The sequence below is a fragment of the Paracoccus sp. N5 genome (assembly GCF_000371965.1).
Classification (GTDB): domain Bacteria; phylum Pseudomonadota; class Alphaproteobacteria; order Rhodobacterales; family Rhodobacteraceae; genus Paracoccus.
The window spans coordinates 592,682-618,928 of the sequence record NZ_AQUO01000002.1 but is presented as its reverse complement, the minus strand read 5'-3'; the positions used below and the strand labels follow the sequence as shown (position 1 = coordinate 618,928).

Below are 26,247 nucleotides of genomic sequence, written 5' to 3'. Positions count from 1 at the left end.
GCGTCCGGTCCAGATCCTGCCCCCGATCAGGCGGCCGGCAGTTGATGGCATGGAATCTGCCGTTTCGCTGCTTCGTCGGGCTTGGCATCGACGATCCGGAGCCGACCGTTTTCGCGCCGCGACGGGTTGCTGACGACCGGCATGTCGCGCGAAGCGATGGCCAATCCTGGCGCATCGCGAGGCGCACCGGAAGTCGTCGGACGGCCACTTCCTGGTCGTGGCAGCGGGCGGGTGACCCGCCTGCCCACCAGGCGCGGGCCATCAGGCGCCCCAGACCTCGGCCAGCAGGGCGACCCAGTTCCCGCCCATGATGCGCTCGATCCGCGCCTCGGGCCAGTTCCGGCGCTGCATGGCGGCGGTCAGCGCGCCGGTATGGCCGATCGATTCCAGACCGGCCGGATTCCTGATCGTGCCCAGATCGGTCAGGCGGCGGGCATAACCCTTGTCATGGCTGATCCAGTCGAAGAACGCCTGCCCATGGCCTTGGGTGAAGTCGGTGCCGTAGCCGACCCGCTCTTCGCCGCAGAGATTGATGACATATTCCATCGCATCGACATAGTCGTCGACCGTCGCATCGGTCCCACGCGCCAGGAAGGGCGTGAACATGGTCACGCCCACGAAGCCGCCATGGTCGACGATGAAGCGCAACTCCTCGTCCGTCTTGTTGCGCGGATGCGCCTTCAGCCCGGCGGGCAGGCAATGGGAATAGGCGACCGGCTGGCGCGAGGCCAGGATCACATCGCGGCTGCTTTGCGCGCCGACATGGGACAGGTCGCACAGGATGCCTAGGCGGTTCATCTCGGCCACCACCTCATGCCCGAAATCCGACAGCCCACCGTCCCTGGATTCATAGCAGCCCGTCGCGACCAGGTTCTGGGTGTTGTAGGCCATCTGGATGATGCCGACGCCCAGATCCTTGAACAGCGACAGATAGCCGATCTGATCCTCGATGCCGGTGATGTTCTGCCAGCCCAGGATGATGCCAGTCTTGTCCTCGGCCTTGGCGCGGCGGATGTCGGCGGTGCTGCGCACTTGCAGGATCAGGTCGTCATTGTCGCGAAACCACTGCTTCCACTGCATGATGTTGCGCATCGTGGCGGTGAAACCCTCCCAGATGCAGCAGGTGCAGTTGGCGGCCGTGATGCCGCCCTGCCGCATGTCCTGAAAGATCGCACGGTCGAAATCCGACACGATCAGCCCGTCCACGACGGTCAGCCGGGCGTGCAGGGCATCGGCCCCGGAAACGGGGGTCAGGTCGTTCATCGTCTTCTCCTGTTCGCTTCAGTGTTCGCTGACGATCACGCCGGCCGCAGGGGGCCAGCACAGCCAGACGCGGCTGCCCTGCGGCACCGGCGCGGCGCCGCCCAGCCCGGGCGCGGTGGCACGCGCGGTCATGCGCGGGCCGGCCTCGGTCGCGATCTGGTATTCCACCGCTGCGCCGTGAAAGCTCATCACCTCGACCCGGCCCGCCAGCGCGTTGACGCCTTCGGCGGGCGGGGTGGCCTGGATCGCCACCACCTCGGGGCGCAGCGCCAGGCAGGCGGGACCGGCGACGGGCACCTGCCCTGCCAGGCGCAGGACCGGCCCCGCATCGGTCACGAAGCTGGCGTGATCGGCCGCCATGCGCCCGCGCAGCAGGTTCGGAATGCCGAGGAAGCCGGCGGCAAAGGCAGAGCGGGGCTGGGTATACATCTGGTCGGGCGCGCCGACCTGTTCGACCCGGCCATCATACATCAGCACCATGCGGTCGGAGGTGCTCATCGCCTCGTCCTGGTCATGGGTGACGAAGACCGTGGTCAGGCCCAGGGATTGCTGCAACTGGCGGATCTCCAGCTTCATCTCCTGGCGCAGCGAGGCATCCAGGTTCGACAGCGGTTCGTCCAGCAGCAGCACGTCGGGTTCGATCACCAGCGCCCGGGCCAGGGCCACGCGCTGCTGCTGGCCGCCCGACATCTGCTTGGGCAGGCGGTCGGCATATTGCGACAGGCGCACCCGCGCCAGCGCCTCGCGCACGCGGCGGGCGGCGTCGGATCTGTTCACCTTGCGCATCTCCAGCCCGAAGGCCACGTTCTGCGCCACCGTCATATGCGGGAACAGGGCATAGTTCTGGAACACGAAGCCCATATTGCGCCGGTTGGGCGGCAGGCCGGTCACGTCGCGCCCGCCCACCGTGATCCGCCCCTTGGTCGCATCGACGAAGCCGCCGATCATGCGCAGGGTGGTGGTCTTGCCGCAGCCCGAAGGCCCCAGCAGCGCCACCAGCTCGCCATCGGCGATGCGCAGGGTCATGTTCTCCACCGCGACGGCGGTGCCGTAATGCTTGGCGACATCCTGAAGAACGACGTCAGACATGGTTTATCCTTTCAGAAGGCGCGGCTGAGCTTAACGTAGCGGTCGGTGACGATCAGCAGGGCCGTCACGAGGGCGATCTGCACGGTGGCAACGGCGCCGATGGTCGGATCGAAATTCCATTCCAGATAGTTGATCAGCGCGATCTGCAAGGTCGTGCTGTCCGGCCCGACCAGGAACAGCGACTTTTCCAGGTCGATGAAGGAGTTGATGAAGGCAAACAGCGACCCGGCGATCACGCCCGGCTTGATGGCCGGCAGGGTGATGCGCCAGAACACCGTCAGCGGTCCCGCCCCCAGGCTGCGCGCCGCCTCCTCGACCGAGGGGTTGACCGAAATCAGCGCGGTGGTGACCAGCCGGATCATCCAGGGCAGCGCGATCAACCCGTGGGCGACCAGCAGGCCCGCGCTGGTCCCGGCGATGCGCCAGCCGGTCAGGAACTCGACCTCCAGGAAGAACACGAACAGCGCGCTGCCGCCGACGATGCCGGGCACGATCATCGGCGACATCAGCACCGTGTTGATCGCCTCGCGCCCCTTGAAGCGGGTCCGCGCCAGGGCAAAGCTGGCCGGCAGGCCCAGGACCAGGGCGATGCCGGTGGCGATCAGGCTGGTCCGGATGCTGAGGAAGAAGCCATTGCGGAAATCCGACAGCTCCCATGCGCGCAGATACCAGTCCAGCGTATAGCCCTGCGGCGGAAAGGACAGGATCTTGTTGGAAAAGAAGCTCATCCAGACGATGAAGACCAAAGGTAGGGTGATGAAGCCGATGGCCAGCACGGCAAAGGCGGCGTAACCCCGGCGGATGGCGCGTGACTGTGCGGGCATCATTCGCTCCATTTCCGATAGCGGCGCTGGACCAGGACCGACACGCCCACCGTCAGGATCAGCGTCACGGCCATCAGGATGAAGGCCAGGGCGGCGCCGAAGGGCCAGTTCATCACCTTGGCGATCTGCTGATAGACGGTCGGCGCCATCATGTGGAATGTCGGCCCGCCGATCAGCACCGGCGTGGCATAGGCGTTCATCGACAGGATGAAGCACAAGACGCTGCCCGCGAGGATGCCGGGCATCGCCAGCGGCAGCACGATCCGGCGCATCACCGTCAGGTGGCCCGCGCCCAGGCTCTGGCCCGCGTCCTCGAGGTTCTGGTCGATGGATTCGAAGACGCTGTTCAGGGTGATGACCATGAAGGGCAGCAGGACCGAGACCAGGCCGATGGTGACCCCGGCCGAGGAATACATCAGCCCCAGCTGCCCGTCCCAGCCGAACAGGCCGAGGAAGGCGGCCAGCACGCCGCTATCGTTCAGGATCAGCATCCAGGCCGATGTCCTGACCGCGTTCCCGATCAGCAGCGGCACCAGGATCGCCAGCAGCAGCACGCGCTTGGTGCCGGGCGCGACATGGCGGGCCAGGAAATAGGCCAGTGGAATCCCGGCGGCCAGGCAGATCGCCGTGGACAGGGCCGAGATGCCGACCGTGCGCCACAGGACTTCTTGATAGAAGGCATCGCCGAAGAACTTGGTGTAATTCTCGGCCGTGACCGCGCTGATCATCAGTTCGGCCGGGTCATAGCGGTTCAGGCTGTTGCGCAGCATCAGGGCCAGCGGCGCCAGCAGGCCAAGCGCGACGAAGATCATCGCCGGCGCGCTGAGCCAGGCGGCCCCCAGCCGCCGGGGCGTGCCGGCGGGGGTGGGCGGCGGGGCCGGATCGACCGCCATCTCGGTCATGCTCATGCAGGTTCTCCGATGCAAGGGCGGGTGGGAACGGGCGTGCGAGTCAGACGGCGAAGGACTTGTTCCACCATTCCAGCCAGGCGGCGGTGTTCTGCGCCACATAGTCGAAATCGAGGAAGCGCATCTTCGCCCGCTCCTCGGCCGAGAAATCGACGAGGCGGCGCAGGTCGTCCGACAGCGCGGCCTTGGTGTTGGCCGGGGCATAGAAGCTGGCCTCGGCCAGGCCCGCCATGGCTTGGCGGTCCAGCATGGCGTCCAGATAGGCATAGCCCGCATCGGGGTTGGCGGCGAACTGCGTCAGGCAGGCGCCGAAGGTCACGGCGATGGCGCCCTCCTCGGGATACTGGATCGCCAGCGGCAGCCCGTCATGCGCCCATTGCAGCCCGCGCGCCTTGTAGTTCACGGCGATCTCGACCTCGCCATTGGCCAGCCCGGCCTGCAATTGCTGGTGGGCGGCGTAAAGGCGCGGCTTGCTGTCCGCGACCAGGCGTTGCAGGCGGGCCTTGCCGTCCTCGACGCTGGTCATGTCGCCCTTTTCGACCAGCCCGGCCATCATCATGTAGTTGAAGTAAAGCTGGTTGGTCAGCCCGACCTTGCCCGCCCATTTCGGATCCCAAAGCTCGGCATAGGATTTCGGCGGCTCGGAGACCTTGGTGGTGTCATAGATGATGACCACGCCGCTATAGAGCCAGGGGACGAAAGAGGGGCTTTGCAGCTCCGGGGCGGTATCGGCGTAATTCGGGATGCGCGCGGTATCCAGTTCGGCGACCACCCCCTGCTTCTGCAATTCGAAGGCGTCCGAGCTGTTGACATGGATCACGTCGGCCGAGGCGCGGCGGATGCGCTTTTCGCTGATCAGCTTGGCCTTGCGCTCGGGTTCGGTTCCCAGGTCGCGGACGATGCTGAAGCCCTTGTCCTCGAGCAGCGGCTTTTCGACGTAACGGACCGTGCGGTCGTTCCAGTCGCCGCCCCAGTTCGACACCACGACCGTGCCGCCGGCGGCCCAGCCCCTGCGCGGCGCGATGGCGGCTGCGGCCACGCCGCCGAGCAAAAGGCCCAGCGTGCCACGGCGCGAAAATGTTGCGGAATCGATGATACGGCTTGCCATGACGGGCAATCTCCCTGTTGTGGGGCGGGCTTCGTTGGCCCTGCGTCTTTTGGAGGTTTCACAAACGATGCAGGACGATTCGCCATTTGTAAAATATCAATTTGCATTTTATTATTTCCTGTCAGTTATCAATGATGAGCCATGCCATGGGCTTGGACCTTCGCCATCTGCGCGCTTTTTCGGCAGTCGGAAACGAGCTGCATTTCGGCCGCGCGGCCGATGCGCTGCATATCGCGCAACCCGCCCTGACCAAGACCATCCAGCAGCTTGAGGCGGAGGTGGGCGTGCCCCTGCTGCTGCGCACCACCCGCCGGGTGGAGCTGACGGCGGCGGGCAAGGCCTTCCTGTCCGAGATCGCGACCGTGGAGGGCCAGATCGACCGCGCCATCAACAGCGCCCGCCATGCGGCGCGCGGCATCCGGGGCGAATTGCGAATCGCCTATACCGATTTCGCCATCAACGGCCACCTGCCCCATGTGCTGCGCGATTTCGCCAGCGCGCATCCCGACATCCGGCTGGACCTGATCTTCATGCCGACGACCCTCCAGCATGTCGCGCTGCTGCAGCAAAGCATCGACATCGGCTTCATGATCGGGCCTTTCGAGCACAAGACGACCCGGCAGATGATCTTCGACCAGGATGATTATGTGGCGCTGCTGCCCAGTTCGCACCCGCTTTGCGCCCAACCGTCCCTGACCCTGGCGCAATTGGCGGACGAGCCATTCGTGCTGGGCACCGGCGACAACTGGGCCGCGTTCCGCAGCAGGCTGTTCGCGGAATGCCGCAGCCGGGGGTTCTTTCCGAATATCGTGCTGGAGGCGTCGAACAGCGAGGGCATCTTCGGGCTGGTGGTCGCGGGGGTGGGCGTCACGATCTATTCCAGCTGCGTCGGCAACCTGCCGCGCCTGGGCGTCGCCGTGCGCCCGCTGCGGGACGTGACCAACAAGCTGCCGGTCACCGCGGTCTGGGACCGCACGAACAGGTCCGAGGTGCTGGAAACCTTCTTGAAATTCCTGCGGAGCCAGGGCCGGAACAGCGTCCCGGCCCTGCCCTAGCGCTAGCGCATCCCGGCCAGCTTGGCGACCTCCACGAATTCGCGGACCTGGCGCGACCGGTTCGACCGTTTCCAAGCGAGGACGGTGCTGATGCGGAACTGCGGGTGGATGATCGGGCGCACCTCGACGCTGCGGCCCAGGAAACCGATCAGGCTTTCGGGATAGACGGTCACGCCCAGCCCGGCCGCGACCAGGCCCAGCAGGGCCAGGGTGTTCGATGCCTCGATGGCGATGTTCAGCGATATGCCCTCGGCGCTGAACAGGTTGGCCAGGCGCCAGCGGTATTCCTCCCATTCATGGGTATCGCCCAGGATGATGTCCTGGCCCGCCAGGTCGGCGGGCGTGACGACGGCCAGGCGCAGCAGCGCATGGTTGCGCGGCGTCACCACATAGAGCGGTTCGAGCGACAGCGTCAGGCTGTGGTAATCCGCGTGATCGAACGGCCCGATCATGTAGCCCAGGTCGATCTCGTCATTGGCTAGGGCGATCTTCTGACCCTGGGTGCGGATATAGCGGATCTTCAGGTCCACCTCGGGATGGGCCTGCCGGAACCGCGCCACCGCGGCGGGCATCAATTCGGTGGCCGCGAAGGCCATGTAGCCCACGTTCAGCGCGCCCAGCTTGCCCTCGGCGATGCGGCGCGCCAGCTGGATCGAGGACGCATAGCCGCGCAGCAGGTCGGCATTGTCGTCGTAGAAGCTGCGCCCGGCCTGGGTCAGCCGGACCTCGCGCGTGGTCCGCTCCAGCAGGCGGAAACCCAGCGTGGCTTCAAGCTTCTGGATGCGCCGGCTCAGCGCCGACTGGTCCAGGTGCAGGCGTTCGGCGGCGCGGCGAAAGCTCAATTCCTGGGCCAGGGTGACGAAGGAATGAACATTCTCGATGCCGGAATGATCGCTCATGAAAAGACGCCCCGCGATTGATGCATCTGGTGCATGAATAATTGCTGACACGCCATTTCCCCCGGGTCAAGGAAACACGGAATATGGTCCCAGAGCGGCGGACGATGGATGCCGGCGGCTCGGATACCCGGCGCATCGCTGCGCCTTTCTTACCCAGACAAGGATCTCGATCATGAGCGAAGTGGACACCAAGGAACTGGACCGCCTGCTGCAGGAAGCCTTCGACACCGCCACCAAACTTTACAAGGAGCGCGGCTTTCAGCGCCGCGTCGGCTTCGGCAAGCGTCCGGCCCTGGTCAGCGTCGATCTGGCGAATGCCTGGACCCGCCCCGGCAACCCCTTCACCTGCGACCAGGAGAAGATGGACAACGAGATCATCCCCGGCATGCAGAAGCTGCTGAAGGCGTTCCGCGCCGCGCGCCTGCCGGTCGTGCATGTCACCACGGCCTACGAGATCACCGACCGCAATGCCGATTTCACCGACATGGGCCTGTGGCACAACAAGATCCCGGTCGATGTGGTGGACATCAAGGACAAGGACCTGTGGGCCATCGACAGCCGCATCGCGCCCATCGAAGGCGAATACACGCTGTTGAAAAAGCGCGCCTCGTCCTTCCACGGCACCGAGCTGGCGGGCATCCTGCGCGCGAATGGCGTGGACACCATCCTGGTCACCGGCGTGACCGCCTGCGCCTGCGTGCGCCAGACCATCTGCGACGGCATTGCCGACGGCTTCCGCACCATCGCGGTCAAGGAAGCCATCGGCGACCGCGTGCCGGGCGCGGTGGCCTGGAACCTGTTCGACATCGACGCCAAGTTCGGCGACGTCCACACCGTCGATGAATGCGTGGCCTATATCGATGGCCTCGGCGCGCAGAGGATCGCGGCGGAATAACCCCCACCTGGCGCCGGTCCCTTGCGGCCGGCGCCTTTTTTCAGCGCCGCGAAGACAGGCGCGAGCCAAGCAACAGAGAGGTGTCACATGGCCAGGATTGGCGTCGATGTCGGCGGGACGAATACCGATCTCGTCCTCGAATGCGCAAAGGGGGTCTTTTACCACAAGGTTCCGACCACGCTGAAGAACCAGTCGATCGGCGTGGTCCAGGGCGTCAGGGGCATCTGCGACCGGGCGGGGATCGACCCGTCCGAGGTCGAGACCATCGTCCATGGCACCACCACCGCGACGAACATCACCATCGAGCACAATGGCGCGGAATGCGGGATGATCACCACGCACGGCTTTCGCGACATCCTGCATATCGGGCGCCACAAGCGGCCCTATAACTTCAGCCTGCATTTCGACGTGCCTTGGCAAAGCCAGCCGCTGGTCAAGCGCCGCAACCGCATCGCCGTGCGCGAGCGCATCCTGCCGCCCAGCGGCGAAATCGCCGAGCCGCTGGACGAACAGGCCGTGCGCGACGCCTGCGCGCTGTTTCGCAAGCGCGGCATCGGCTCGGTCGTGATCGGCTTCATGTTCAGCTTCCTGAACGACGCCCACGAGGCCCGCGCCAAGGAGATCGTGCTGGAGGAAATCCCCGGCGCCTATGTCACCATGTCCTCGGAGCTGGCGCGGGTGATGCGGGAATACGAACGCTTCTCGACCGCCGCGATGAATTGCTATGTCGGACCCAAGACCGCCTATTACCTGCGCGACCTCGATGCCCGGCTGCGCGAGGCGGGCGTGACCTCGAAGCTGCGCATCATGCAGTCGAACGGCGGCGTCTCGACGGTCGAATCCTGCGCGCGCCGCCCGATCCGCATCCTGATGTCGGGCCCCGCCGGCGGCGTCATCGGCGGCGCGTCCGAAGGCGAGATGGCCGGCACGCCCAACATCATCACCGTCGACATCGGCGGCACCTCGGCCGACATCTCGACCATTCCCGGCGGCCAGTTGAAGATCATGAACCAGCGCGACACCTATGTCGCGGGCTATCCGGTGCTGACACCGATGATCGACCTGGTGACCATCGGCGCGGGCGGCGGCTCGGTCGCCTTCATCGACGAAGCCGGCGGCTTCAACGTCGGCCCGCGTTCCGCCGGGTCCGAGCCGGGACCGGCCTGCTATGGCCGCGGCGGCGATGAGCCGACGGTGACCGATGCCCAGATCGTGCTGGGGCGCCTCGACCCCGACATGGCGCTGGGCGGCGACCTGCGGCTGGACGCCGACCTGGCCCGCAAGGCGGTCGAGGAAAAGATCGCCCGGCCCCTGGGCCTGTCGGTCAAGGACGCGGCGCTGGGGATCATCAGGATCATCAACAACAACATGGCGCTGGCGATCCGCTCGAACTCGGTGGCGCGCGGCATCGACCCGCGCGAATTTTCCATCATGCCCTTCGGCGGCGCCGGTCCGCTGCATGGCGTGGCCCTGGCCGAGGCGGTCAGCGCCCGCGACGTGATCGTGCCGGTGGCGCCCGGCATCACCGCCGCCGTGGGCCTGCTGAAGACCGACCTGCAATACGAACATACCGAGGCCGGGATCCTGATCCTGAACTCTGCCACCGATGCCGAGCTGGCCCGCATCAACGGCCATGTCGAAAAGCTGCGCCAGTCCGTGCACGAGGAACTGGATGCCGACGGCATCGCGCGCGAGGCGCAGGAGCTGAAGATCATCGCCGAATGCCGCTATCAGGGCCAGGGCTTCGAGCTGCGCGCCGATTTCCCCGAGGGGCCGCTGACGCAGGAGAACAAGCAGGTCATCATCGACAGCTTCCACGACGCGCATGAACAGGACTACGGCTATGCCTATCGCAAGGCCGAGGTGGAACTGATCACGCTGCGGGTCATCGGCTCGGCCAGCGTGCGCCGGATCGAGATCCCCAAGGTGCAGCCCACCGACGGATCGACCATCGACCGGGCGCTGATGTTCGTGCGCCCGACCACCTTCGACTGCGGCCGGACGCTGGAAACGCCGCGCTACGACCGCACCAGGCTGTTTGCGGGCGACCGCGTGCCGGGGCCGGCGATCCTGGTCCAGCACAATTCCACCACCCTGGTCCCGCCCGGCTATGTGGCCGAGACGCTGGATTACGGCAACACGCGCATCAGCAAGGGGGCGTGAGATGAACCAGATGAGCAAGATCACCGAGGTCGATCCGATCACGCTGCAAGTCGTCCGCGGCGCCTTCGAGACCATCGCCGAGGAAATGGGCCATGTGCTTTACCGGATGTCGTTCTCCTCGATCATCCGGGAAAGCCAGGATCTGGGCGCGGGCCTGTTCGACACCGATTTCAACACGCTCTGCGAGTCGGAATCGACGCCGATGCATATCGGCTCGATCCCCGGCTATCTGCGCGGCATCGCCGAAACGCTGGAGGACGGCGAATGGTATGAAGGCGACGCGGTCGTCCACAACCACCCCTATCACGGCTCGTCCCACACCCCCGACCTGGCCATCGTCGTGCCGGTCTTCTTCCAGGGCCGGCTGGTGGGCTTTGCCGGGAACACCGCGCACCATGTCGATATCGGCGCGGCGACGCCCGGCCTGATCATCGACGTGCCCGATGTCTATGCCGAAGGCATGCTCTTCGCCGGCACCAAGCTTTACCGCAAGGGCGAGCCGAACAACGCCATGTGGAACTATATCCGCCGCAATTCCCGCGCGGCCGGGCAGTTGGTGGCGGATATCGAGGCGCAGATCGCCTCGGCCCGGCTGGGCGCGCGCCGCTTCGTCGAACTGCTCGAGAAATACGGCGAGAAGACGGTCTTCGGCGCCGCCAACCAGCTGATGGATTACGCCGAACGCATGACCCGCCAGCGCATCAGCGAAATCCCCGATGGCGATTATACCGCCGAGGGCTGGCTGGACGACGACGGCCGCAACCGCGACCAGCGCCTGAAGGTCAAGGTGACGGTCCGCGTGCGCGGGGACGAGGTCGAGGTGGACCTGACCGGCTCGGCCGACCAGACCCCCACCGCCTACAACGTGCCCTTCGAAGGCTCGACCAAGGTGGCGGCCTATGCCGGCTTCCGCAAGCTGCTGCTGGACGCCGCGACCTCGGACGCGCGGGTGCCGTCGAACGAGGGCTCCTTTCGCCCGATCAAGGTCACGGCGCCGCTGGGGTCGATCTTCAACCCCCGCGCCCCCGCATCGGCCGAGGCCCGCTTTACCCAGTGCAACCGCATGATCGACCTGATCATCCGCGCGCTGGCCCCGGTGATGCCGGAACAGGTGATCGCCGGCTCTTCGGCCTCGATCAGCTTCGCGGCCTATTCCGGCGTGCGGCCCTCGGGCGATTACTGGGTGTTTCTCGAGGTGAACGAGGGCGCCTATGGCGGGCGGCCGCGCAGCGACGGGCCGGACAGCATCGACAACCTGATGGCCAACACCCGCAACAACCCGCTGGAAGATCTGGCGATGCATATCCCGATGATCTGCGACCGCTACGAGCTGCGCGACGACGCGCCTCCGGGTGCGGGCGAGTTCAGGGGCGGCATCGGGGTCGTCAAGGCGCAGCGGGTGCTGACGCCGGCCTTCATCACCCATGAATCCGAGCGCCACACGGATGCGCCCTGGGGCATCTTCGGCGGCCAGGACGGCGCCGTGGGACGCTGCACGATCAGCAACCCCGCCCGGCCCGGACAGGAGCAGGAGATGCATTCCAAATTCTCGGGCCTGTCGGTCGGCGCCGATGACGTGATGACCTATTACAGCCCGAACGGCGGCGGCTACGGCAACCCGCTGAACCGCGCCCCCCGCAAGGTGCTCGAGGACGTGCTGGATGGGTTCTGCACCCTGAAGGATGCCCGCGAGGTCTATGGCGTCGCCATCGACCTCGAGGCCGAGACGGTGGATCTGGCCGCCACCGAAAAGCTGCGCCGCGCGATGCAGCGCCAGGACTGACCAAGGGGGCCGCATCACGCGGCCCTTTCCATATCCGGAAAAGAACGGCCGCGCGACGGCTGCATATGTCCAACACACAGGGATAAGCATCATGTCACTGACACAAGACGGGCTCGCCCCGGGGCGCGACCGCACCGCCCTGATCGAGGAAAGCATCCTGCCCACACGGGCCAACCAGCGGCCCATCGGCATGCTGGGCTATGCCTGGATCTGGGTCGGCATCGCGGTCATCATCGCCACCTATTCGCTGGGCGCCACCGGCATCCAGGGCGGTTTCAGCCTGGGCGCGGTCGCGCTGACGATCCTGCTGGCGAACCTGGCCATCGGCGCGCTGATGCTGCTGACCGCCGACATCGGCACCGAGCACGGGCTGTCCTTCGCCGTCTACCTGCGCGCCCCCTTCGGGCTGCATGGCACGCACCTGCCCGCCGTCTCGCGCGGGGTCGTGGCGGCGATGTGGTTCGGCATCCAGACCTATCTGGGCGCGCTGGCGCTGAACGGGATCGGCGAATACTTCCTGGGCTTTTCCAACTGGTTCCTGTGGTATGCGCTCTTCGCCGCCGTGCAGGTCGCCAATACCATGCTGGGCATCAAGTCGGTCGAGCGGCTGGCCGCGCTGGCCGCCCCGGCGATCATCGCGATTTCCGCCTGGATGTATTTCACCCTGGACGGCATCGCCCAGACCAAGGGCCTGAACATCTGGACCTTCCGGGCCGAGGGCCAGGCCTCGCTGATCGTGCTCTTCATCGCCAACATGAGCTTCTGGTCCACCATGGCGATCGACATTCCGAACCTGACGCGCTTCGTCGAAACCCGGACCGGCACCCGCAGCTTTCTTCGCCGCAACCGCGCGATCTTCCTGGCGCAGCTGGTCGCGCTGCCGGTGACGCAGGCGATGATCGCCGGGATCGGCGCGGTGTCCTTCATCGCCACCGGCAACTGGAACCCGGTCGAGGTGATCCAGGCCGACGCGCAGGGCATCGCGCTGCTGGTCCTGCTGGTGCTGGTCGTGCTGGCGCAATGGTCGACCAACAACTCGGCCAACCTGATCCCCGCGGCGCTGACCTTCGTCAACCTGGCGCCGCGCGTCATCAACTATCGGCTGGCCGTGGTCATCGCGGGCGTGGTCGGCACGCTGTGCTTTCCCTGGCAGATCCTCGACAACCTTTTCGTGTTCCTGGGCTATTACGGCGCCTTCCTGTCGGCGATCGGCGGCATCATGGTCGCGGATTACTATGTCATCCGCCGGCGCCGCCTGAACGTCCCGGCGCTTTACGACCCCGAGGGGCAGTACCGCTATCACCGCGGCTTCAACCCGGCCGGGCTGATCGCCTAGGTGCTGGCCGGAGCCATCGCGGCCTGGTGGTCGGTCTATGCCTTCGTGATCGGCTTTCCGCTGGGCTTCCTGCTGTATCTGGCACTGATGCGCGGGCTGGTGCTGCCGCGCTACCGCCAGGCGGAACTGGCGTCACGGGGATCGGACGACTACCTGGCCGCCTCGGTCGGGATGGACTGGGTGCATCTGGGCGGCGGGCGCTTTGCCCGGACGCCTTGCGGATCGGGCGGCACCGGCAGTCGAGAAGATCTGTAGGCGACGGTGAAAGCCGGAGAATGCAGATTCACCGGCTTCGCCACCCTTGAGGGCGGGCATTCTGTCCTTGCCTCTGTCGCGCGGACTGCCGGCGGGAAAGCAGCGGCTTGCCGGGTTGGCGCCTCGGATAACCAAGCCACCCCGCCAGCCTTGCGAGGCCTGACCGTTGGGCCGCGGTCGAACCCGTTTTTCGCGTCTGGATGCGATAATCTGGTTAAATTTATCGATTTAATCAAAAAGATAAATCAATAATATCAGCCAGTTTCGACCCTGCCTCAGACCGCCAGGAACCCACCATCCACCGGCAGCACCGCGCCCGAGATCATCCGGCTATCGTCCGACAAGAGCAGCGCGATGCTTTGCGCGACCTCGACCGCCTCGGCAAAGCGATTGAGCGGGTGGCGCACCATCATCGGCTGGCTTTTCGCCGGGTCCGACCAGGCCTCGGCGGCCAGTTCGGTCAGGGTGATGGTCGGGGCCACGGCATTGACGCGGATGCCATGCGGGCCCAGCTCCTTGGCCAGCACCCGGGTCGCGCCCTCCAGCCCGGCCTTCGAGGCGGCATAGCACAGGTGGTCCTGGAAGCCGCGGTGCCCGGCGATCGAGGTGATGTTGACGATGGCGCCGCCGCCGCCCGCCGCGACGCGGGCGCGGGCGAATTCCTGGCAGCAGATCAGCGCGGCGCGCAGGTTGATGCCCAGCACGGCATCATAGCCGGCCTCGGTCATGTCGAGCACGCTTTCCAGCACGTTGATGCCGGCGCTGTTGACCAGGTAGTCGGCAGCCCCCGCCTCGGCCATGGCGGCGCGGGTGGCGGCGGGGTCGGCCAGATCGACGCGGATGCCGCGCGCGCCGATCTCCTCGCCCAGGCTGTCGAGATCGGCCTGGGTGCGGCTCAGCGCCACGACCTTCGCGCCGCGCTCGGCCATGAGCCGGGCGCAGGCGCGGCCGATGCCCTTGCCGGCGCCGGTGATGATGACGGTCTTGCCCGTGAATTGCATGGGTCCTCGCATGTTCAGGTCGGCGGCAGGGCCGCCCGGGTTCAGTTTTGCGGCAAGGCCGCCATAGCGGCGCGGATCTGCCGCGCCGTGGATTGCAGCGCCAGGAAGGCGGCATGGCGCGCGTCCTGCCGCGCGCGGTAGGCGGGATCGGGGGCGCAGCGCGTGGCGACGCGCGACATGGCGGGCATGGCGCTGTGCAGGTCGGGGAACACCCCCGCCGCCACCGCGCCCAGCATGGCCGAGCCCAGCAGCACCGGCTCGGGACATGCCGTCACCTCGACCGGCAGCCCGGTCGCATCCGCCAGCAATTGCCGGGTCAGCGGATGCGCGCCGGCGCCGCCGCTGGTGCTGATCGTCCGAACCGGGGCGCCGTTCTGCGCCTGGGTCTCGATGATCTGCCGCAACCCGTAGCCCAGGCCGCAGATCCCGGCGACATAAAGCGCGACCAGCGAATCCGGCCCGGTCTCCATCCCCTGCCCCATGATGACGGCGCGGGCATGGGGGTCGGCGAAGGGCGCGCGGTTACCCAGGAACTCGGGCACGACATGCAGCTCGTCGGCCAGCCGCAGGGCGGCGCTGGCCTCGCCCGCCAGTTCGAGCGCCCGGTCGGCCAGCCATTGCGGCAGCGATTTGCCCGCCGCCTCGGCCAGCGCCGTCGCCTCGGCCGTGGCGGGATGCAGCTGCACCAACTGGTCGATGGCGGCGCCGGCGGCGGACTGGCCGCCCTCGTTCAGCCAATGCCCCGGCACCATGGCGGAATAATACGGCCCCCAGACGCCCGGCACGAAGGCCGGCTCGCGCGTCGTGGTCATGGTGCAGGAGGAGGTGCCGAAGACATAGCCCAGGCAGGCCGTGGCATCGCCGCCGGCCGCAACCGTGCCGACGCCGCCGGCATGGGCGTCGATCAGCCCGGCCGCGACCGCGATGCCGGGGCGTAGCCCCATGGCCGCCGCTGCATCAGCCGTCAGCCCCTGCCCCAGCGCGGTGCCGGGATCGACGACGCGGGCGCCGATGCGGGCGAAACCGTCATCGGCCAGGTCAGAGAGCCCGATCTGGCGGAAATAGCTTTCGTCCCAGCGCCGCTCATGCGCCAGATAGGTCCACTTGCAGGTCACCGTGCAGGCGGACCGCTCCAGCGCGCCGGTCGCCTTCCAGGTCAGGAAATCGGTCAGGTCGAAGAAATGCGCCGCCGCCGCATAGACCTCGGGCCGGTTCTCGGCCAGCCACAGCAGCTTCGGCGTCTCCATCTCGGGCGAGATGCGGGTGCCGACATATTTCAGCACCTCATGGCCCTGCGCGTTGATGCGCTCGGCCTGTTCGACGGCGCGATGGTCCATCCAGACGATGATGTCGCGTTCCGGATGCGCGGGGTCGCCAACCGGCAGCGTCGCCTCGCCCGGCCCGCGCACGACCAGCGAGCAGGTGGCATCGAAGCCGATGCCCGTGACGCCGGCCGGGTCGATCCCGGCCTGCGTCACGCATTCCCGGACCGAGGCGCAGACCGCGGCCCAGACCTGGGTGCTGGATTGCTCGGCGATGGTGCCGCCCTCGCGGTGCATGTCGATGCCGCGCCTGGCCGAGGCGAGCAGATTGCCCGCCCGGTCGAACACCCCGGCCCGGGCCGAGCCCGTGCCCACATCGACGCCGATCAGATATTGCTCCATGGCACCCCTCGCGCTTGGCGGACCGCTTACACGCGGTCGAAATTGGTCGGCAGGACCAGCATGTCGCGGATGGTCACGGTGCGCTTGCGCGTCAGCATGTAGACCACCGCGTCCGACACTTCCGAGGCGTCGATCAGGCTGCCCGATTCCTTGGCCTTGCGCAGGTTCTCCTCGGGCCAGTCGGCCAGCAGGGCCGAGACCACCGGGCCGGGCGAGACCTGCATCACCCGCACGCCATGCGGGATCATCTGCCGGCGCATGCCCTGCACGAAGCTGGTGATCGCCCATTTCGAGCCGGAATAGACCGGCTCCCAATAGGTCGGGAAATGGCCGGCGATCGAGCAGGTGACGACGATGTCGCCGGTCCCCCGCGCCGACATATGCGGCACCACGGCCCAGACGTTCTTCATCACCGCATTGACGTTCAGGTTCAACATGCGGTCGATGGCCTCGGGCGTGGTCTCGGTCAGGTCGCCGCCGATATAGATGCCGGCATTGCAGTAGAGGATGTCGATGTGATCGACCTTTTCCAGGATCTCGGGGATCATGGCATTGCAGCTGTCCACGTCCAGCAGGTCGGTCACCTGGGCGATGGCCTTGTCGCCGAGCTTGGCGGTCAGCGCGGCCAGCGCCTCGGCATTGCGGTCCACCATGACCACGGTGGCACCTTGCGCCAGCAGCGCCTCGGTCGTGGCAAGCCCGATCCCCGAGGCCGCGCCGGTGATGACCGCGACCTTGCCTTGCAGCGATTCAGACATGTTATTCTCCTGTGTTCGGAATGGGTTGGGCGGGGGTTAGCGCCACTCGCGCCCGATGTAGATGGCCAGCAGGATGATGCCGCCCTTGATGACGTCCTGCAGGTAGGGGTTGATGCCTATCAGGTTCAGGCCGTTGTTCAGGATGCCCAGCAGCACCGCGCCGATCAGCGTGCCAAGGATCAGCCCGCGCCCGCCGGCGATGGCGGTGCCGCCCAGGACCACGGCGGCGATGGCGTCAAGCTCGAAGCCCACGCCGGCGTTGGGCTGGCCGCTCATCAGCCGGCCGGTCAGGATCACCGCCGCCAGGGCCGCGGTCAGGCCCGAGATGGCATAGACCGCCAGCTTCACCCGCCGGGTCTTGACGCCCGAAAGCCGCGCCGCCAGTTCGTTGCCGCCGATGGCATAGACGTGGCGGCCGAAGGCGGTGCGCTGCAAGAGCACCCAGGCGAAGGCATAGATCACCACCATGGCGATCACCGGCACCGGCACGAAGCCGATGCGGCCGACGCCGAACCAGGAAATCCAGCTGGGGATGCCGCTGATCGGGTAGCCGCCGGAATAGATCAGGCCCAGGCCCCGCGCCATGCCCATGGTGGCGAGCGTGACGATGATCGCCGGCATCCGACCCCAGGCGACCAGGAAGCCGTTGGCCAGCCCGATGCCGAGGCCGATCAGCAACCCGACCAGCAGCGCCGGCACCGCCGGCAGGCCGGTGTTGACCATCAGCCCGGCGCTGAGCGTGCCGACCAGCGCCATGACCGCGCCGACCGACAGGTCGATGCCGCCGGTCAGGATGACGAAACTCATGCCCACGGCCAGGATGCCGACGACCGAGACCTGGCGCAGCACGTTCATGATATTGCCGAGGCTGAAGAAATTGTCGCTTGCCAGCCCCATCAGCACCGAGACGGTGATGAGCCCGATCAGCGGCAGCGCCAGCGGCGAATGCAGCAGCCTTGCCGGCGAGAAGCCCGTGGTTTTCCCGGCCGCGCCGGTATTGGTGTCATGCGACATTGTCGATCCTCCCGGTCGTGGCATGGGTCATGATGGTTTCCGAATTGATGTCCTCGCCCGAGAGCGTGGCGACTATCCCGCCCGAGCGGAACACGCAGACCCGGTCGGACATGCCGATCACCTCGGGCAGTTCCGAGGAGATCATGATGATCGCCCCGCCCCGCGCGGTGAATTCGCGCATGAGCGCATAGATCTCGGCCTTGGCGCCGACGTCGATGCCGCGCGTCGGCTCGTCGAAGATCAGCACCTGCATGTCGTGGTTCAGCCAGCGGGCGATGACGACCTTTTGCTGGTTGCCGCCCGACAGCGTATCGACGCGCGCGAGCGGACCCTGCGCCTTGACGCGGACCTGCGCCATGGCGGTTTCCGAACAGGCCAGTTCCTTCTTCAGGTCGATGAAGCCCGGACCCTTGCGATACTTGCCGTAATTGTTCAGCGAAATGTTCTGCAGAATCGAGAAACTGGTGATAAGTCCCTGTTCCTTGCGGCTTTCCGGCAGAAGCCCGATGCCATGGGCCAGCCCCTCGTCGGGACCGGACAGGCGCTTTTCGATGCCGTCGATCCTGATCTTGCAGCGCGTGGCCGGCCCGGCGCCCAGCATGGCCAGCACGGTTTCGGTGCGGCCCGAGCCGACCAGCCCGGCAAAGCCCAGGATCTCGCCCTTGCGCAACGCGAAGCGCGACAGGGGCCCGGATTTGCGCAGCTGCACCTCCTCGGCCTCGATCACCAGGGGCGCGGTCGAGGCGGCGGGCTTGGGCGGGAAGCTCTGCTCGATGCGGCGGCCGACCATCATCTCGACCAGCCGGTCATTGTCGACCTCGGAAACCGCGCAGGAGCCGATGAATTCGCCGTCACGCAGCACGGTGATGCGGTCGCAGATCTCGAAGATTTCCTCGAGGTGATGCGAGATGAAGATGATCGCCACGCCCTGCCGGCGCAGCTCGCGCATGACCTTGAACAGGTGCTCGACCTCGGAGGGCGTCAGCGTGGCGGTCGGCTCGTCCAGCACCAGGATGCGCGCGTTCAGCGACAGCGCCTTGGCGATCTCGACGAATTGTTGCTCGGCGACCGACAGGCGGCTGATCGGCACGTCCAAGGCCACCGCGACGCCCAGCTGGCGCATGATCTCGGTGGCGCGGGCGCGCATGGCCTTGCGGTCCAGCAGGCCCAGCCGGCCGCGGATCTCGCGCGCCAGGAACATATTCTCGACCGCGTTCAGATGCGGGATCAGGCTGAATTCCTGGAAGACGATGCCGATGCCGGCGGCGATGGCCTCGTCGTAATTGGCGAAACGCTGCTCGCGGCCCTCGATGCGGATCGTGCCCTCGCTGGGCGGGATGATGCCGCACAGGATCTTCATCAGCGTCGATTTCCCGGCGCCGTTCTCGCCCAGGAGCGCATGCACCTCGCCGGCGCGGACGTTGAGGTCGACGCCGTGCAGCACCTCGATCTTGCCGAAGCTCTTTCGGATTGCGTTCAGTTCCAGCATCGTCCCCTCCTCGGGCCTCTCGCCATTCCCGCCCCAGCGCGAAGGCCGGGGCGAGAGCGGGGAGGAGGCGTTACCAGCTGAAGTCAGCCGCGTTTTCCTTGTCCACGACCATGACGTCGATCGGGACTTCCTTCGGCACCACGCGGGCGCCCCATTTCTGCGCCAGCGCCATGGCCAGGCCGACGCGGACCTGGTCGCGCGGGAATTGCGCGGTGGTCTCGATGAAGGGACCGCCCTCGGTGATCGCCTTGACCGCTTCCGGCGCGCCGTCGACCGAGGTCAGCTTGATGTCCTTGCCCGAGCCCTGGATCGCCGCCAGCGCGCCCATGGCGCCGCCGTCATTGACCGAGAAGATGCCGGCGAGGTTCGGCTTGGACTGGATCATGTTCTCGACCACGCCCAGGGCGACCGAGCGGTCCTGGCGGCCGTTCTGGGTGTCGACCAGGGTGATTTCCGGGAATTCCTCCAGCGCGGCCTTGCAACCCTCGACGCGCTGCAGGATCGGCACGACCGGGATGCCGTCGAGGATCGCGACCTCGCCCTTGCCGCCGATGGCCTCGCCCAGGTATTTGCAGGACATATAGCCGGCATCGCGGTTCTTCGAGCCGACGAAGGTGTCGACCGGGCCGTTCGCATTCGCATCGACCGCGACCACGGTGACGCCGGCGGCCTTGGCGGCATGCACGGCGGCCTCGATCCCGGCGCTGTCGGTCGGGTTCAGCAGCAGGATGTCGATGTTCTGTTGCAGCATATCCTCGACGTCCGAGATCTGCTTGGCGACGTCATGGCCGGCATCGGTCACCACCACCTCGGCGCCCAAGGAGGCGGCGGCCTCGTTCAGCGCCTCCTGCATGGAGACGAAATAGGGGTTGTTCAGCTCTTGGAAGGTCATGCCGATCTTGAGCTTGTCCTGCGCGAGCGCCGGGGCGGCCAGCAGCGCCAGCGCGGCCGAGGCGGTGAGAAGTTTCGATGTCATCAGGTTCCTCCCAAACAGGGTTGATGCAGGCAAGGCCCGCGCGTCTCCGGCCGGCGGTGCGCCGCCGTCCGAATTGGTGGATTTCGGTCGTGGTCGTTTCGTCAGTCGGCGATGACCGCCGCTTTCTGGGCCGCGAAGGTGGCCCGGAACTGCGAAGGAGAGATCCCCTTCAGTTTCAGGAAATGCCGGTTGAAGTTCGACAGGTTCGAAAATCCGACCTCATAGCAGATCTCGGCCACCTTGCTGCCCGGATCGGCCAGCAGCATCTGGCAGGCCAGATCGACGCGCAGTTGGTTGCGATAGCGCACCAGGGTCGTGCCGGTATGGCGCTTGAAGGCGCGGGAAAAGGCGCTTTGGCTTTGCCCGACCATGGCGGCAAGCTCGGCCTCCTCGATCTGCTCAGTCAGGTGCTCGCGCAGATAGGTCAGGGCGCGGTTGATGCCGCTGTCGTTGATCTTGCTGAGGTCCAGTTCGAAGCTGAGGCTGGCCAGCACCTCATAGTCGCGGGCCTCGGCCAGGATGTCGAGGATTTCCCAGAACAGCGCCAGCCGGCGGATGCCCTGCGCCTCGATCAGCCGCTCGACCAGCGGCCGGATGCGGGCGCTGGTGGCGTCGTCGAACAGGATGCCGCGGCGCGAGCGGTCCAAGAGCGGGCGCAGCGCCTCCATCTCGGGCATGGCGGCGCAGGCGTCCTCGATGAAGGCCTCGGGGAACTGGATCACCAGCGAGCGCAGCGGCACGATCTCGCCTGGCTGGATGTCGCTGATCCAGTTCTGCGGCAGGTTCGGGCCGGTCATGATCAGCTGGCCCGGCGCGAAGGCGCCGACATGGTCGCCGATGTAGAAGGTGCCCGAGGTGGCGTTGACCAGGTGGATTTCATATTCGGGGTGGTAGTGCCAGCGCACCGTGCGGAACGGATAGCCATGCATCCACGCGGCGAAGGATTCGCCCTTGCGGATGTGGACCAGTTCCAGATCGGGTTGCATCGGTTTCCTCTCCCCATTGGTCGCACGCCTCCTTGCCCGGCGCGTTCCCAGCCTGCACAGAACTTAGGCCTTTGCCCGGGCAAGGCTCCACATCATCGCGCAGAAATTGCCGATACTTTTTTGACAGGGAATGCGCCGGAATTGAACCGTTCATCCGGCTCGGGCAAGGGGCTGGCGCCGCAAAGGCGAAACGCCCATGCCGCGATGCAGCGACATAGGCGCAAAGATGCTGCGAAAACCCGGGAAATGCCGGGAAATCCGCGGTCAGGCCGGCCAGCCGGGCAGGTCGCGCAGGGGGCGGTAAGCAGCGCGATAGGCCTCATACTTTTTCGCATAGGCCTCGGCCAGATTTGCATTGGGCACAACCTCCGCGCGAAGCGCCGGCCGCGAGAAGACCCGCTCGGACACATCGCCGGTGGCGCAGGCCGCGGCCAGCTTCGCCGCACCGAAGGCGGCGCCGAAATCGCCGTCCTCGGGCTCCAGCAGCGTGAGCCCGGTGGCCGAGGCGATGATGCGCAGCCAGGCCTGCGAACGCGCGCCGCCGCCGACCGCCCAGGCGGCCTCGATCGGCGTGCCGGCCTTGCGCAAGGCATGGACGCAATCGGCGAAGGCCATGGCAACGCCCTCCATCACCGCCTGCGCCAGGTCCGGCAGCCCGCTGGCACGGCGCAGGCCGATCAGCGAGCCGGCGGCGCCGGGGTCATTGAGCGGCGTGCGCTCGCCCGAGAGATAGGGCAGGAACAGCGCCGGCGAGGGCGCCGTCACATCGCCCACCTGCGCCGCGAGGTCCGGCACGGGTTTTCCGGTGATCTCGGAGAGCCAGGTCATGCTGTCGGTCGCCGACAGGATCACGCCCATCTGGTGCCAGGTCTCCGGCACGGCATGGCAGAAGGTATGCACCGCATCGCCGGTGTTCGGCGCATAGGATCCGGTCGCGGCGAACAGCACGCCCGAGGTGCCCAGCGACAGGAAGCCGGTGCCCGGCGTCATCACCCCCATGCCGCAGGCCGTGGCGGCATTGTCGCCGCCGCCGCCCGCCACCGGCACGCGCGGGATGCCCCAGCGCGCGGCCAGGTCGGCGCGCAGATGGCCGGAAACATCGCTGCCCTCGACCAGCCGCGGCATCTGGGCGCGGCTCAGGCCCGTCGCGGCCAGCAGTTCGTCCGACCAGTCGCGCTTGCCCACGTCCAGCCACAGGGTGCCCGCCGCGTCCGACATCTCGGCCACATGCTCGCCGGTCAGCCACAGCCGCAGGTAATCCTTGGGCAGCAGCACCTTGGCGACACGGTCGAAGATCCGGGGCTCGTTCTGCGCCACCCAGAGCAGTTTCGGCGCGGTGAAACCGGCCATGACCAGGTTGCCGGCAATGCCGTGGAAATCCGCCCGCGCCGTCAGTTCGGCGCATTGCGGCCCGGAACGGCCGTCATTCCACAGGATGCAGGGCCGCAGCACCTGGTCCGAAGCGTCGAGCAGCGTCGCGCCGTGCATGTGCCCGGACAGGCCGATGGCTTGCAGCCGGGCCATGGCGGCCGGATGCTCGCGCGCCAGCTGGCCGATGGCGGCTTCGCAGCCGGCGATCCAGTCGGCGGGCGCCTGCTCGGACCAGCCGGGATGCGGCCGGCTGACGGTCAGGGCCGCATGGGCGACGCCGATGGTGGCGAAATCCCCGTCCACCAGCATGGCCTTGATGCCCGAGGTGCCAAGGTCGATCCCCAGATACATGGCGCTTACTCCGGCATGACGATTTGCAGCTTCACGTCGGTCTCGCGGGCCTCGACGGCGCGGTCGAAGCCGGCGATGCTGTCGGCGAAGGGGATCGAGGCCGAGATCAGCGGCTTCAGGTCCACCTTGCCTGAGGCGATGAGCGCGATAGCCCGGTCATAGACATTGGCATAGCGGAACACGGTCTCGACCCGCAGTTCCTTGGCCTGCAACCCGACGATGTCGACCGGCACCGGATCGACCGGCATGCCGACCAGCACGATGGCGCCGCCGGGCCGGGCAAGCTGGTGCATGGACAGGATCGCCGGCGCGGCGCCCGAGCATTCGAAGACCACGTCCGCGCCCCAGCCGTCTGTCGCCTCGGCCACCGCCTCGGCCAGCGGGCGGTTGCGGATGTTGACGGTCTGGATGCCGTCATAGGCGCCGATGATGTCGAGCTTGGGCTGGGCCAGGTCCGCGACGATGACGCGGGCGCAGCCGCCCGCAAGTGCGGCCAGCGCCACCATCATGCCAATGGGGCCGGCACCGGTCACGACCGCGATGTCGCCGGGCTGGATGCGCGCCCGCAAGGCCGCCTGCATGCCGATGGCGAAGGGCTCGACCATCGCCCCCTCGGCGAAGCTGACATTGTCGGGCAGCTTGTAGGTGAAGGCGGCCGGGTGGATCACCTCGGGCGTCAGGCAGCCATGCACCGGCGGCGTCGCCCAGAAGGTCACGGCGGGATCGACATTGTAGATGCCGAGCTTGGCCGCGCGCGAGGTCGGATCGGGAATCCCCGGCTCCATGCAGACCCGGTCGCCGGGCTGCAGATGCGTGACCTCGGCCCCCGCCTCGATCACCGTGCCGGCGGCTTCATGGCCCAGCACCATCGGCTCGCGCACCACGAAATGGCCGATCTTGCCATGGGTGTAATAATGCACGTCCGAGCCGCAGATGCCGACCGTGTCGATCTTGATGCGGACGTCGCGAGGCCCCAGCGTGCCCGGAATCTCGAACTCCCGCAGCGTGAGCTTGCCCTTCTCCTCCAGAACCAGCGCCTTCATGTTTTCCTCGCTCTTCGCCATGCCGCGCCCAACCGGCGCCGTCCGGGCGGTGTTTGAGGCCGCCCTGACGGCGATGTAAACAAAAACCCGCCGCTTTGGCGAGCTTTTGCCCAATCAAAGAATAATTGTATCACGCATTGCGCCGAAATCGCTGGTCAGTTGCCCGGCGTGGGGTCTGGCAGGGGTTGTAAGCGCAGCCCGATTCGCGGGCCTTCACTTCATCAGCCGTTCCTTGACCATCGGCCCCACGGCGCCGAAATCCATCTGCCCGGCGTGGCGGGCGCGCAGCTCGGCCATCACCCGGCCCATGTCGCGGATCGACTCGGCGCCCAGCTCGGCGATCGCCTTGTCGATGGCGGCGCGGGTCTCGGCCTCGTCCAGCTGCCGGGGCAGGTAGGCCTGGATCACCTTGATCTCGGCCTGCTCGGCCTCGGCCAGTTCCAGCCGGCCGCCCTCTTCATAGGCCTTGGCGGATTCCTGGCGCTGCTTCACCATCTTCGACAGGATCGCCGTCAGGTCGGCCTCGCTGAGCCCGCTTTCGTCGCCGCCTTCGGTGCGGGCGGCGATCTCGCGATCCTTGATCGCGGCCGAGATCAGCCGCAGCGTCGACAGCCGCGCCGTCTCGCGGGCTTTCATCGCGTCCTTGGTATCGGCCAGAATGCGTTCGCGCAGTCCCATCATGTCCTCGCTGGCTTTCGGTTGCGCGGGGCGGATGCCCGGCTTGGTCACCGGCGTCAACCCTGGGCCTGCAGCCCCGGTTCCGCAAGCCCCCTTGGCCGCGGTTCCGCCTTGACGCCCGCAGCCCCTTTCCCTAGGTTCCCGGCGATTTAGCCGGAGAGTCGACGATGCCCCAGAAACCGACCGCATGTCTTGCGCTTGCCGACGGCACCGTTTTCTACGGCCAGGGCTTCGGCGCCACCGGGGAAGTGGTGGCCGAGCTGGTGTTCAACACCGCCATGACCGGCTATCAGGAGATCATGACCGATCCCTCCTATGCCAGCCAGATCGTCACCTTCACCTTCCCCCATATCGGCAATACCGGCGTCACGGCGCAGGATGACGAGGCGGCCGACCCCGTCGCCTCGGGCATCGTGGTGAAATGGGACCCGACCGAGCCCTCGAACTGGCGCGCCACGGCCGATCTGGTCGAGTGGATGGAAAAGCGTGGCCGCATCGGCATCGGCGGCATCGACACCCGCCGCTTGACCCGCGCCATCCGGCAGCAAGGCTCGCCCCATGTCGTGCTGGCGCATGACCCGCAGGGGAATTTCGACATCGCCGCCATGGTGGCGCGCGCCCGCGACTGGCAGGGGCTGGTCGGGCTCGACCTAGCGAAAGAGGTCACCACCCGGCAGAGCTATCGCTGGGACGAGGGGCTTTGGGAATGGCCAGGCCAGTTCGGTTCCGTCCCCGAGCAGAAGCCGTTCCGGGTCGTGGCGCTGGACTATGGCGCCAAGCGCAACATCCTGCGCTCGCTGGCGCAAAGCGGCGCCGAAGTGACGGTCCTGCCCGCCACCGCCACCGCCGAGGAGGTGCTGGCGCATGACCCCGAGGGCGTCTTCCTGTCGAACGGCCCGGGCGACCCGGCCGCGACCGGCGCCTATGCCGTGCCGATGATCCGCGACCTGCTGGAGAAGGACCTGCCGATCTTCGGCATCTGCCTCGGCCACCAGATGCTGGCGCTGGCGCTGGGCGCCAAGACCATCAAGATGAACCACGGCCACCACGGCGCCAACCATCCCGTCAAGGACATGGAGACCGGCAAGGTCGAGATCACCTCGATGAACCACGGTTTCGCCGTCGATGCCCAGACCCTGCCCGAAGGCGTGATCGAGACCCATGTCAGCCTGTTCGACGGCTCGAACTGCGGGCTGCGCATGGCGGAAAAGCCGGTGTTTTCCGTGCAGTATCACCCCGAGGCCAGCCCCGGCCCGCAGGACAGCGCCTATCTCTTCGACCGCTTCGCCGAGGCCATGCGCGCGCGCCGCGCCTGAGTTGCGACGGATTGCGGCCTGA

General features: G+C 67.0%; 24 protein-coding genes. 7 read left to right on the top strand and 17 right to left on the bottom strand.

Annotated elements, in window-relative coordinates; all coding sequences use genetic code 11:
* Nucleotides 1-26: 26 nt before the first annotated feature.
* The 6 genes from PARN5_RS24365 to PARN5_RS0117310 all read right to left on the bottom strand — a co-directional run bounded on the left by PARN5_RS24365 (nucleotide 27) and on the right by PARN5_RS0117310 (nucleotide 5,192).
* Nucleotides 27-164, bottom strand: coding sequence for a hypothetical protein (locus tag PARN5_RS24365; protein WP_157404075.1), 138 nt, complete (start codon nucleotides 162-164; stop codon nucleotides 27-29).
* Between the two features lie 97 nt (nucleotides 165-261).
* Nucleotides 262-1,263 carry a dipeptidase gene (locus tag PARN5_RS0117330; RefSeq protein WP_018001037.1) on the bottom strand — a complete coding sequence of 334 codons (1,002 nt, stop codon included), beginning with the start codon at nucleotides 1,261-1,263 and terminating at the stop codon, nucleotides 262-264.
* 18 nt (nucleotides 1,264-1,281) lie between these two features.
* Nucleotides 1,282-2,352 (bottom strand): ABC transporter ATP-binding protein, encoded by a 1,071-nt coding sequence (locus PARN5_RS0117325; RefSeq protein WP_018001036.1) that lies wholly within the window; start codon nucleotides 2,350-2,352, stop codon nucleotides 1,282-1,284.
* An 11-nt stretch (nucleotides 2,353-2,363) separates the two neighbouring features.
* The gene (locus PARN5_RS0117320) at nucleotides 2,364-3,179 is read right to left on the bottom strand and encodes an ABC transporter permease (RefSeq protein WP_018001035.1); all 816 of its coding nucleotides are present in this window, start codon (nucleotides 3,177-3,179) and stop codon (nucleotides 2,364-2,366) included.
* Nucleotides 3,176-4,084: an ABC transporter permease gene (locus PARN5_RS0117315; RefSeq protein ID WP_018001034.1), complete on the bottom strand. Its 909-nt coding sequence runs from the start codon at nucleotides 4,082-4,084 to the stop codon at nucleotides 3,176-3,178. The genes PARN5_RS0117320 and PARN5_RS0117315 overlap by 4 nt, the downstream gene beginning before the upstream one ends.
* 43 nt (nucleotides 4,085-4,127) lie before the next feature.
* Nucleotides 4,128-5,192 carry an extracellular solute-binding protein gene (locus PARN5_RS0117310; protein WP_018001033.1) on the bottom strand — a complete coding sequence of 355 codons (1,065 nt, stop codon included), beginning with the start codon at nucleotides 5,190-5,192 and terminating at the stop codon, nucleotides 4,128-4,130.
* Between the two features lie 146 nt (nucleotides 5,193-5,338).
* On the opposite strand from PARN5_RS0117310, the gene PARN5_RS0117305 reads away from it, so the two are divergent.
* A complete protein-coding gene (locus tag PARN5_RS0117305; RefSeq protein WP_036745088.1) occupies nucleotides 5,339-6,247 on the top strand; it encodes a LysR family transcriptional regulator in 909 nt (302 codons plus the stop codon).
* 2 nt (nucleotides 6,248-6,249) lie between these two features.
* Here the strand turns inward: PARN5_RS0117305 and PARN5_RS0117300 are convergent, their stop codons facing one another.
* Nucleotides 6,250-7,146 carry a LysR family transcriptional regulator gene (locus PARN5_RS0117300; RefSeq protein WP_018001031.1) on the bottom strand — a complete coding sequence of 299 codons (897 nt, stop codon included), beginning with the start codon at nucleotides 7,144-7,146 and terminating at the stop codon, nucleotides 6,250-6,252.
* A 172-nt stretch (nucleotides 7,147-7,318) separates the two neighbouring features.
* Between PARN5_RS0117300 and PARN5_RS0117295 the strand changes: the two genes are divergently transcribed.
* From PARN5_RS0117295 to PARN5_RS24995, 5 genes are all read left to right on the top strand, one after another.
* Complete coding sequence (locus PARN5_RS0117295) at nucleotides 7,319-8,041, top strand: isochorismatase family protein (protein WP_018001030.1); 723 nt, start codon at nucleotides 7,319-7,321, stop codon at nucleotides 8,039-8,041.
* An 87-nt stretch (nucleotides 8,042-8,128) separates the two neighbouring features.
* Nucleotides 8,129-10,204, top strand: coding sequence for a hydantoinase/oxoprolinase family protein (locus tag PARN5_RS0117290; protein ID WP_018001029.1), 2,076 nt, complete (start codon nucleotides 8,129-8,131; stop codon nucleotides 10,202-10,204).
* Nucleotide 10,205: 1 nt separating this feature from the next.
* A complete protein-coding gene (locus PARN5_RS0117285) occupies nucleotides 10,206-11,987 on the top strand; it encodes a hydantoinase B/oxoprolinase family protein (protein ID WP_018001028.1) in 1,782 nt (593 codons plus the stop codon).
* 91 nt (nucleotides 11,988-12,078) lie between these two features.
* Nucleotides 12,079-13,323, top strand: a complete 1,245-nt coding sequence (locus PARN5_RS22525; RefSeq protein ID WP_018001027.1) for an NCS1 family transporter — start codon at nucleotides 12,079-12,081, stop codon at nucleotides 13,321-13,323.
* Entirely contained in the window at nucleotides 13,324-13,578 is a 255-nt protein-coding gene (locus PARN5_RS24995; RefSeq protein ID WP_018001026.1) for a hypothetical protein, read from the top strand.
* Nucleotides 13,579-13,853: 275 nt separating this feature from the next.
* Here the strand turns inward: PARN5_RS24995 and PARN5_RS0117275 are convergent, their stop codons facing one another.
* The 10 genes from PARN5_RS0117275 to PARN5_RS0117230 form a co-directional block, all read right to left on the bottom strand.
* On the bottom strand, nucleotides 13,854-14,579 hold the full coding sequence (locus PARN5_RS0117275; RefSeq protein ID WP_018001025.1) for an SDR family oxidoreductase: 726 nt from the start codon (nucleotides 14,577-14,579) through the stop codon (nucleotides 13,854-13,856).
* Between the two features lie 41 nt (nucleotides 14,580-14,620).
* On the bottom strand, nucleotides 14,621-16,243 hold the full coding sequence (locus tag PARN5_RS0117270; protein WP_018001024.1) for an FGGY-family carbohydrate kinase: 1,623 nt from the start codon (nucleotides 16,241-16,243) through the stop codon (nucleotides 14,621-14,623).
* Between the two features lie 26 nt (nucleotides 16,244-16,269).
* Nucleotides 16,270-17,001 (bottom strand): SDR family oxidoreductase, encoded by a 732-nt coding sequence (locus tag PARN5_RS0117265; RefSeq protein WP_018001023.1) that lies wholly within the window; start codon nucleotides 16,999-17,001, stop codon nucleotides 16,270-16,272.
* A 36-nt stretch (nucleotides 17,002-17,037) separates the two neighbouring features.
* Entirely contained in the window at nucleotides 17,038-18,015 is a 978-nt protein-coding gene (locus tag PARN5_RS0117260) for a ribose ABC transporter permease (protein ID WP_018001022.1), read from the bottom strand.
* Nucleotides 18,005-19,504: a sugar ABC transporter ATP-binding protein gene (locus PARN5_RS0117255; protein WP_018001021.1), complete on the bottom strand. Its 1,500-nt coding sequence runs from the start codon at nucleotides 19,502-19,504 to the stop codon at nucleotides 18,005-18,007. The genes PARN5_RS0117260 and PARN5_RS0117255 overlap by 11 nt, the downstream gene beginning before the upstream one ends.
* 70 nt (nucleotides 19,505-19,574) lie before the next feature.
* Nucleotides 19,575-20,480 carry an ABC transporter substrate-binding protein gene (locus PARN5_RS0117250; RefSeq protein ID WP_018001020.1) on the bottom strand — a complete coding sequence of 302 codons (906 nt, stop codon included), beginning with the start codon at nucleotides 20,478-20,480 and terminating at the stop codon, nucleotides 19,575-19,577.
* 101 nt (nucleotides 20,481-20,581) lie between these two features.
* Nucleotides 20,582-21,466, bottom strand: a complete 885-nt coding sequence (locus PARN5_RS0117245; protein WP_018001019.1) for an AraC family transcriptional regulator — start codon at nucleotides 21,464-21,466, stop codon at nucleotides 20,582-20,584.
* Between the two features lie 264 nt (nucleotides 21,467-21,730).
* The gene (gene xylB, locus PARN5_RS0117240; protein WP_018001018.1) at nucleotides 21,731-23,188 is read right to left on the bottom strand and encodes a xylulokinase; all 1,458 of its coding nucleotides are present in this window, start codon (nucleotides 23,186-23,188) and stop codon (nucleotides 21,731-21,733) included.
* 5 nt (nucleotides 23,189-23,193) lie between these two features.
* Entirely contained in the window at nucleotides 23,194-24,231 is a 1,038-nt protein-coding gene (locus tag PARN5_RS0117235) for an NAD(P)-dependent alcohol dehydrogenase (RefSeq protein ID WP_018001017.1), read from the bottom strand.
* A 213-nt stretch (nucleotides 24,232-24,444) separates the two neighbouring features.
* A complete protein-coding gene (locus PARN5_RS0117230; RefSeq protein ID WP_026155534.1) occupies nucleotides 24,445-24,909 on the bottom strand; it encodes a GatB/YqeY domain-containing protein in 465 nt (154 codons plus the stop codon).
* A gap of 167 nt (nucleotides 24,910-25,076) precedes the next feature.
* On the opposite strand from PARN5_RS0117230, the gene carA reads away from it, so the two are divergent.
* On the top strand, nucleotides 25,077-26,225 hold the full coding sequence (gene carA / locus PARN5_RS0117225) for a glutamine-hydrolyzing carbamoyl-phosphate synthase small subunit (protein WP_018001015.1): 1,149 nt from the start codon (nucleotides 25,077-25,079) through the stop codon (nucleotides 26,223-26,225).
* Nucleotides 26,226-26,247: the final 22 nt, after the last annotated feature.

Coding starts and splice junctions, on each gene's coding strand:
- PARN5_RS0117300 (WP_018001031.1), bottom strand. CDS start 7,146: ATGAGCGATCATTCCGGCATCGAGAATGTTCATTCCTTCGTCACCCTG.
- PARN5_RS0117250 (WP_018001020.1), bottom strand. CDS start 20,480: ATGACATCGAAACTTCTCACCGCCTCGGCCGCGCTGGCGCTGCTGGCC.
- PARN5_RS0117295 (WP_018001030.1), top strand. CDS start 7,319: ATGAGCGAAGTGGACACCAAGGAACTGGACCGCCTGCTGCAGGAAGCC.
- PARN5_RS0117230 (WP_026155534.1), bottom strand. CDS start 24,909: ATGGGACTGCGCGAACGCATTCTGGCCGATACCAAGGACGCGATGAAA.
- PARN5_RS0117260 (WP_018001022.1), bottom strand. CDS start 18,015: ATGTCGCATGACACCAATACCGGCGCGGCCGGGAAAACCACGGGCTTC.
- PARN5_RS0117320 (WP_018001035.1), bottom strand. CDS start 3,179: ATGATGCCCGCACAGTCACGCGCCATCCGCCGGGGTTACGCCGCCTTT.
- PARN5_RS0117315 (WP_018001034.1), bottom strand. CDS start 4,084: ATGAGCATGACCGAGATGGCGGTCGATCCGGCCCCGCCGCCCACCCCC.
- PARN5_RS0117275 (WP_018001025.1), bottom strand. CDS start 14,579: ATGCAATTCACGGGCAAGACCGTCATCATCACCGGCGCCGGCAAGGGC.
- PARN5_RS0117330 (WP_018001037.1), bottom strand. CDS start 1,263: ATGAACGACCTGACCCCCGTTTCCGGGGCCGATGCCCTGCACGCCCGG.
- PARN5_RS0117245 (WP_018001019.1), bottom strand. CDS start 21,466: ATGCAACCCGATCTGGAACTGGTCCACATCCGCAAGGGCGAATCCTTC.
- PARN5_RS0117290 (WP_018001029.1), top strand. CDS start 8,129: ATGGCCAGGATTGGCGTCGATGTCGGCGGGACGAATACCGATCTCGTC.
- PARN5_RS0117285 (WP_018001028.1), top strand. CDS start 10,206: ATGAACCAGATGAGCAAGATCACCGAGGTCGATCCGATCACGCTGCAA.
- PARN5_RS0117255 (WP_018001021.1), bottom strand. CDS start 19,504: ATGCTGGAACTGAACGCAATCCGAAAGAGCTTCGGCAAGATCGAGGTG.
- PARN5_RS0117265 (WP_018001023.1), bottom strand. CDS start 17,001: ATGTCTGAATCGCTGCAAGGCAAGGTCGCGGTCATCACCGGCGCGGCC.
- PARN5_RS0117325 (WP_018001036.1), bottom strand. CDS start 2,352: ATGTCTGACGTCGTTCTTCAGGATGTCGCCAAGCATTACGGCACCGCC.
- xylB (WP_018001018.1), bottom strand. CDS start 23,188: ATGTATCTGGGGATCGACCTTGGCACCTCGGGCATCAAGGCCATGCTG.
- PARN5_RS0117270 (WP_018001024.1), bottom strand. CDS start 16,243: ATGGAGCAATATCTGATCGGCGTCGATGTGGGCACGGGCTCGGCCCGG.
- PARN5_RS22525 (WP_018001027.1), top strand. CDS start 12,079: ATGTCACTGACACAAGACGGGCTCGCCCCGGGGCGCGACCGCACCGCC.
- carA (WP_018001015.1), top strand. CDS start 25,077: ATGCCCCAGAAACCGACCGCATGTCTTGCGCTTGCCGACGGCACCGTT.
- PARN5_RS0117310 (WP_018001033.1), bottom strand. CDS start 5,192: ATGGCAAGCCGTATCATCGATTCCGCAACATTTTCGCGCCGTGGCACG.
- PARN5_RS0117305 (WP_036745088.1), top strand. CDS start 5,339: ATGGGCTTGGACCTTCGCCATCTGCGCGCTTTTTCGGCAGTCGGAAAC.
- PARN5_RS0117235 (WP_018001017.1), bottom strand. CDS start 24,231: ATGAAGGCGCTGGTTCTGGAGGAGAAGGGCAAGCTCACGCTGCGGGAG.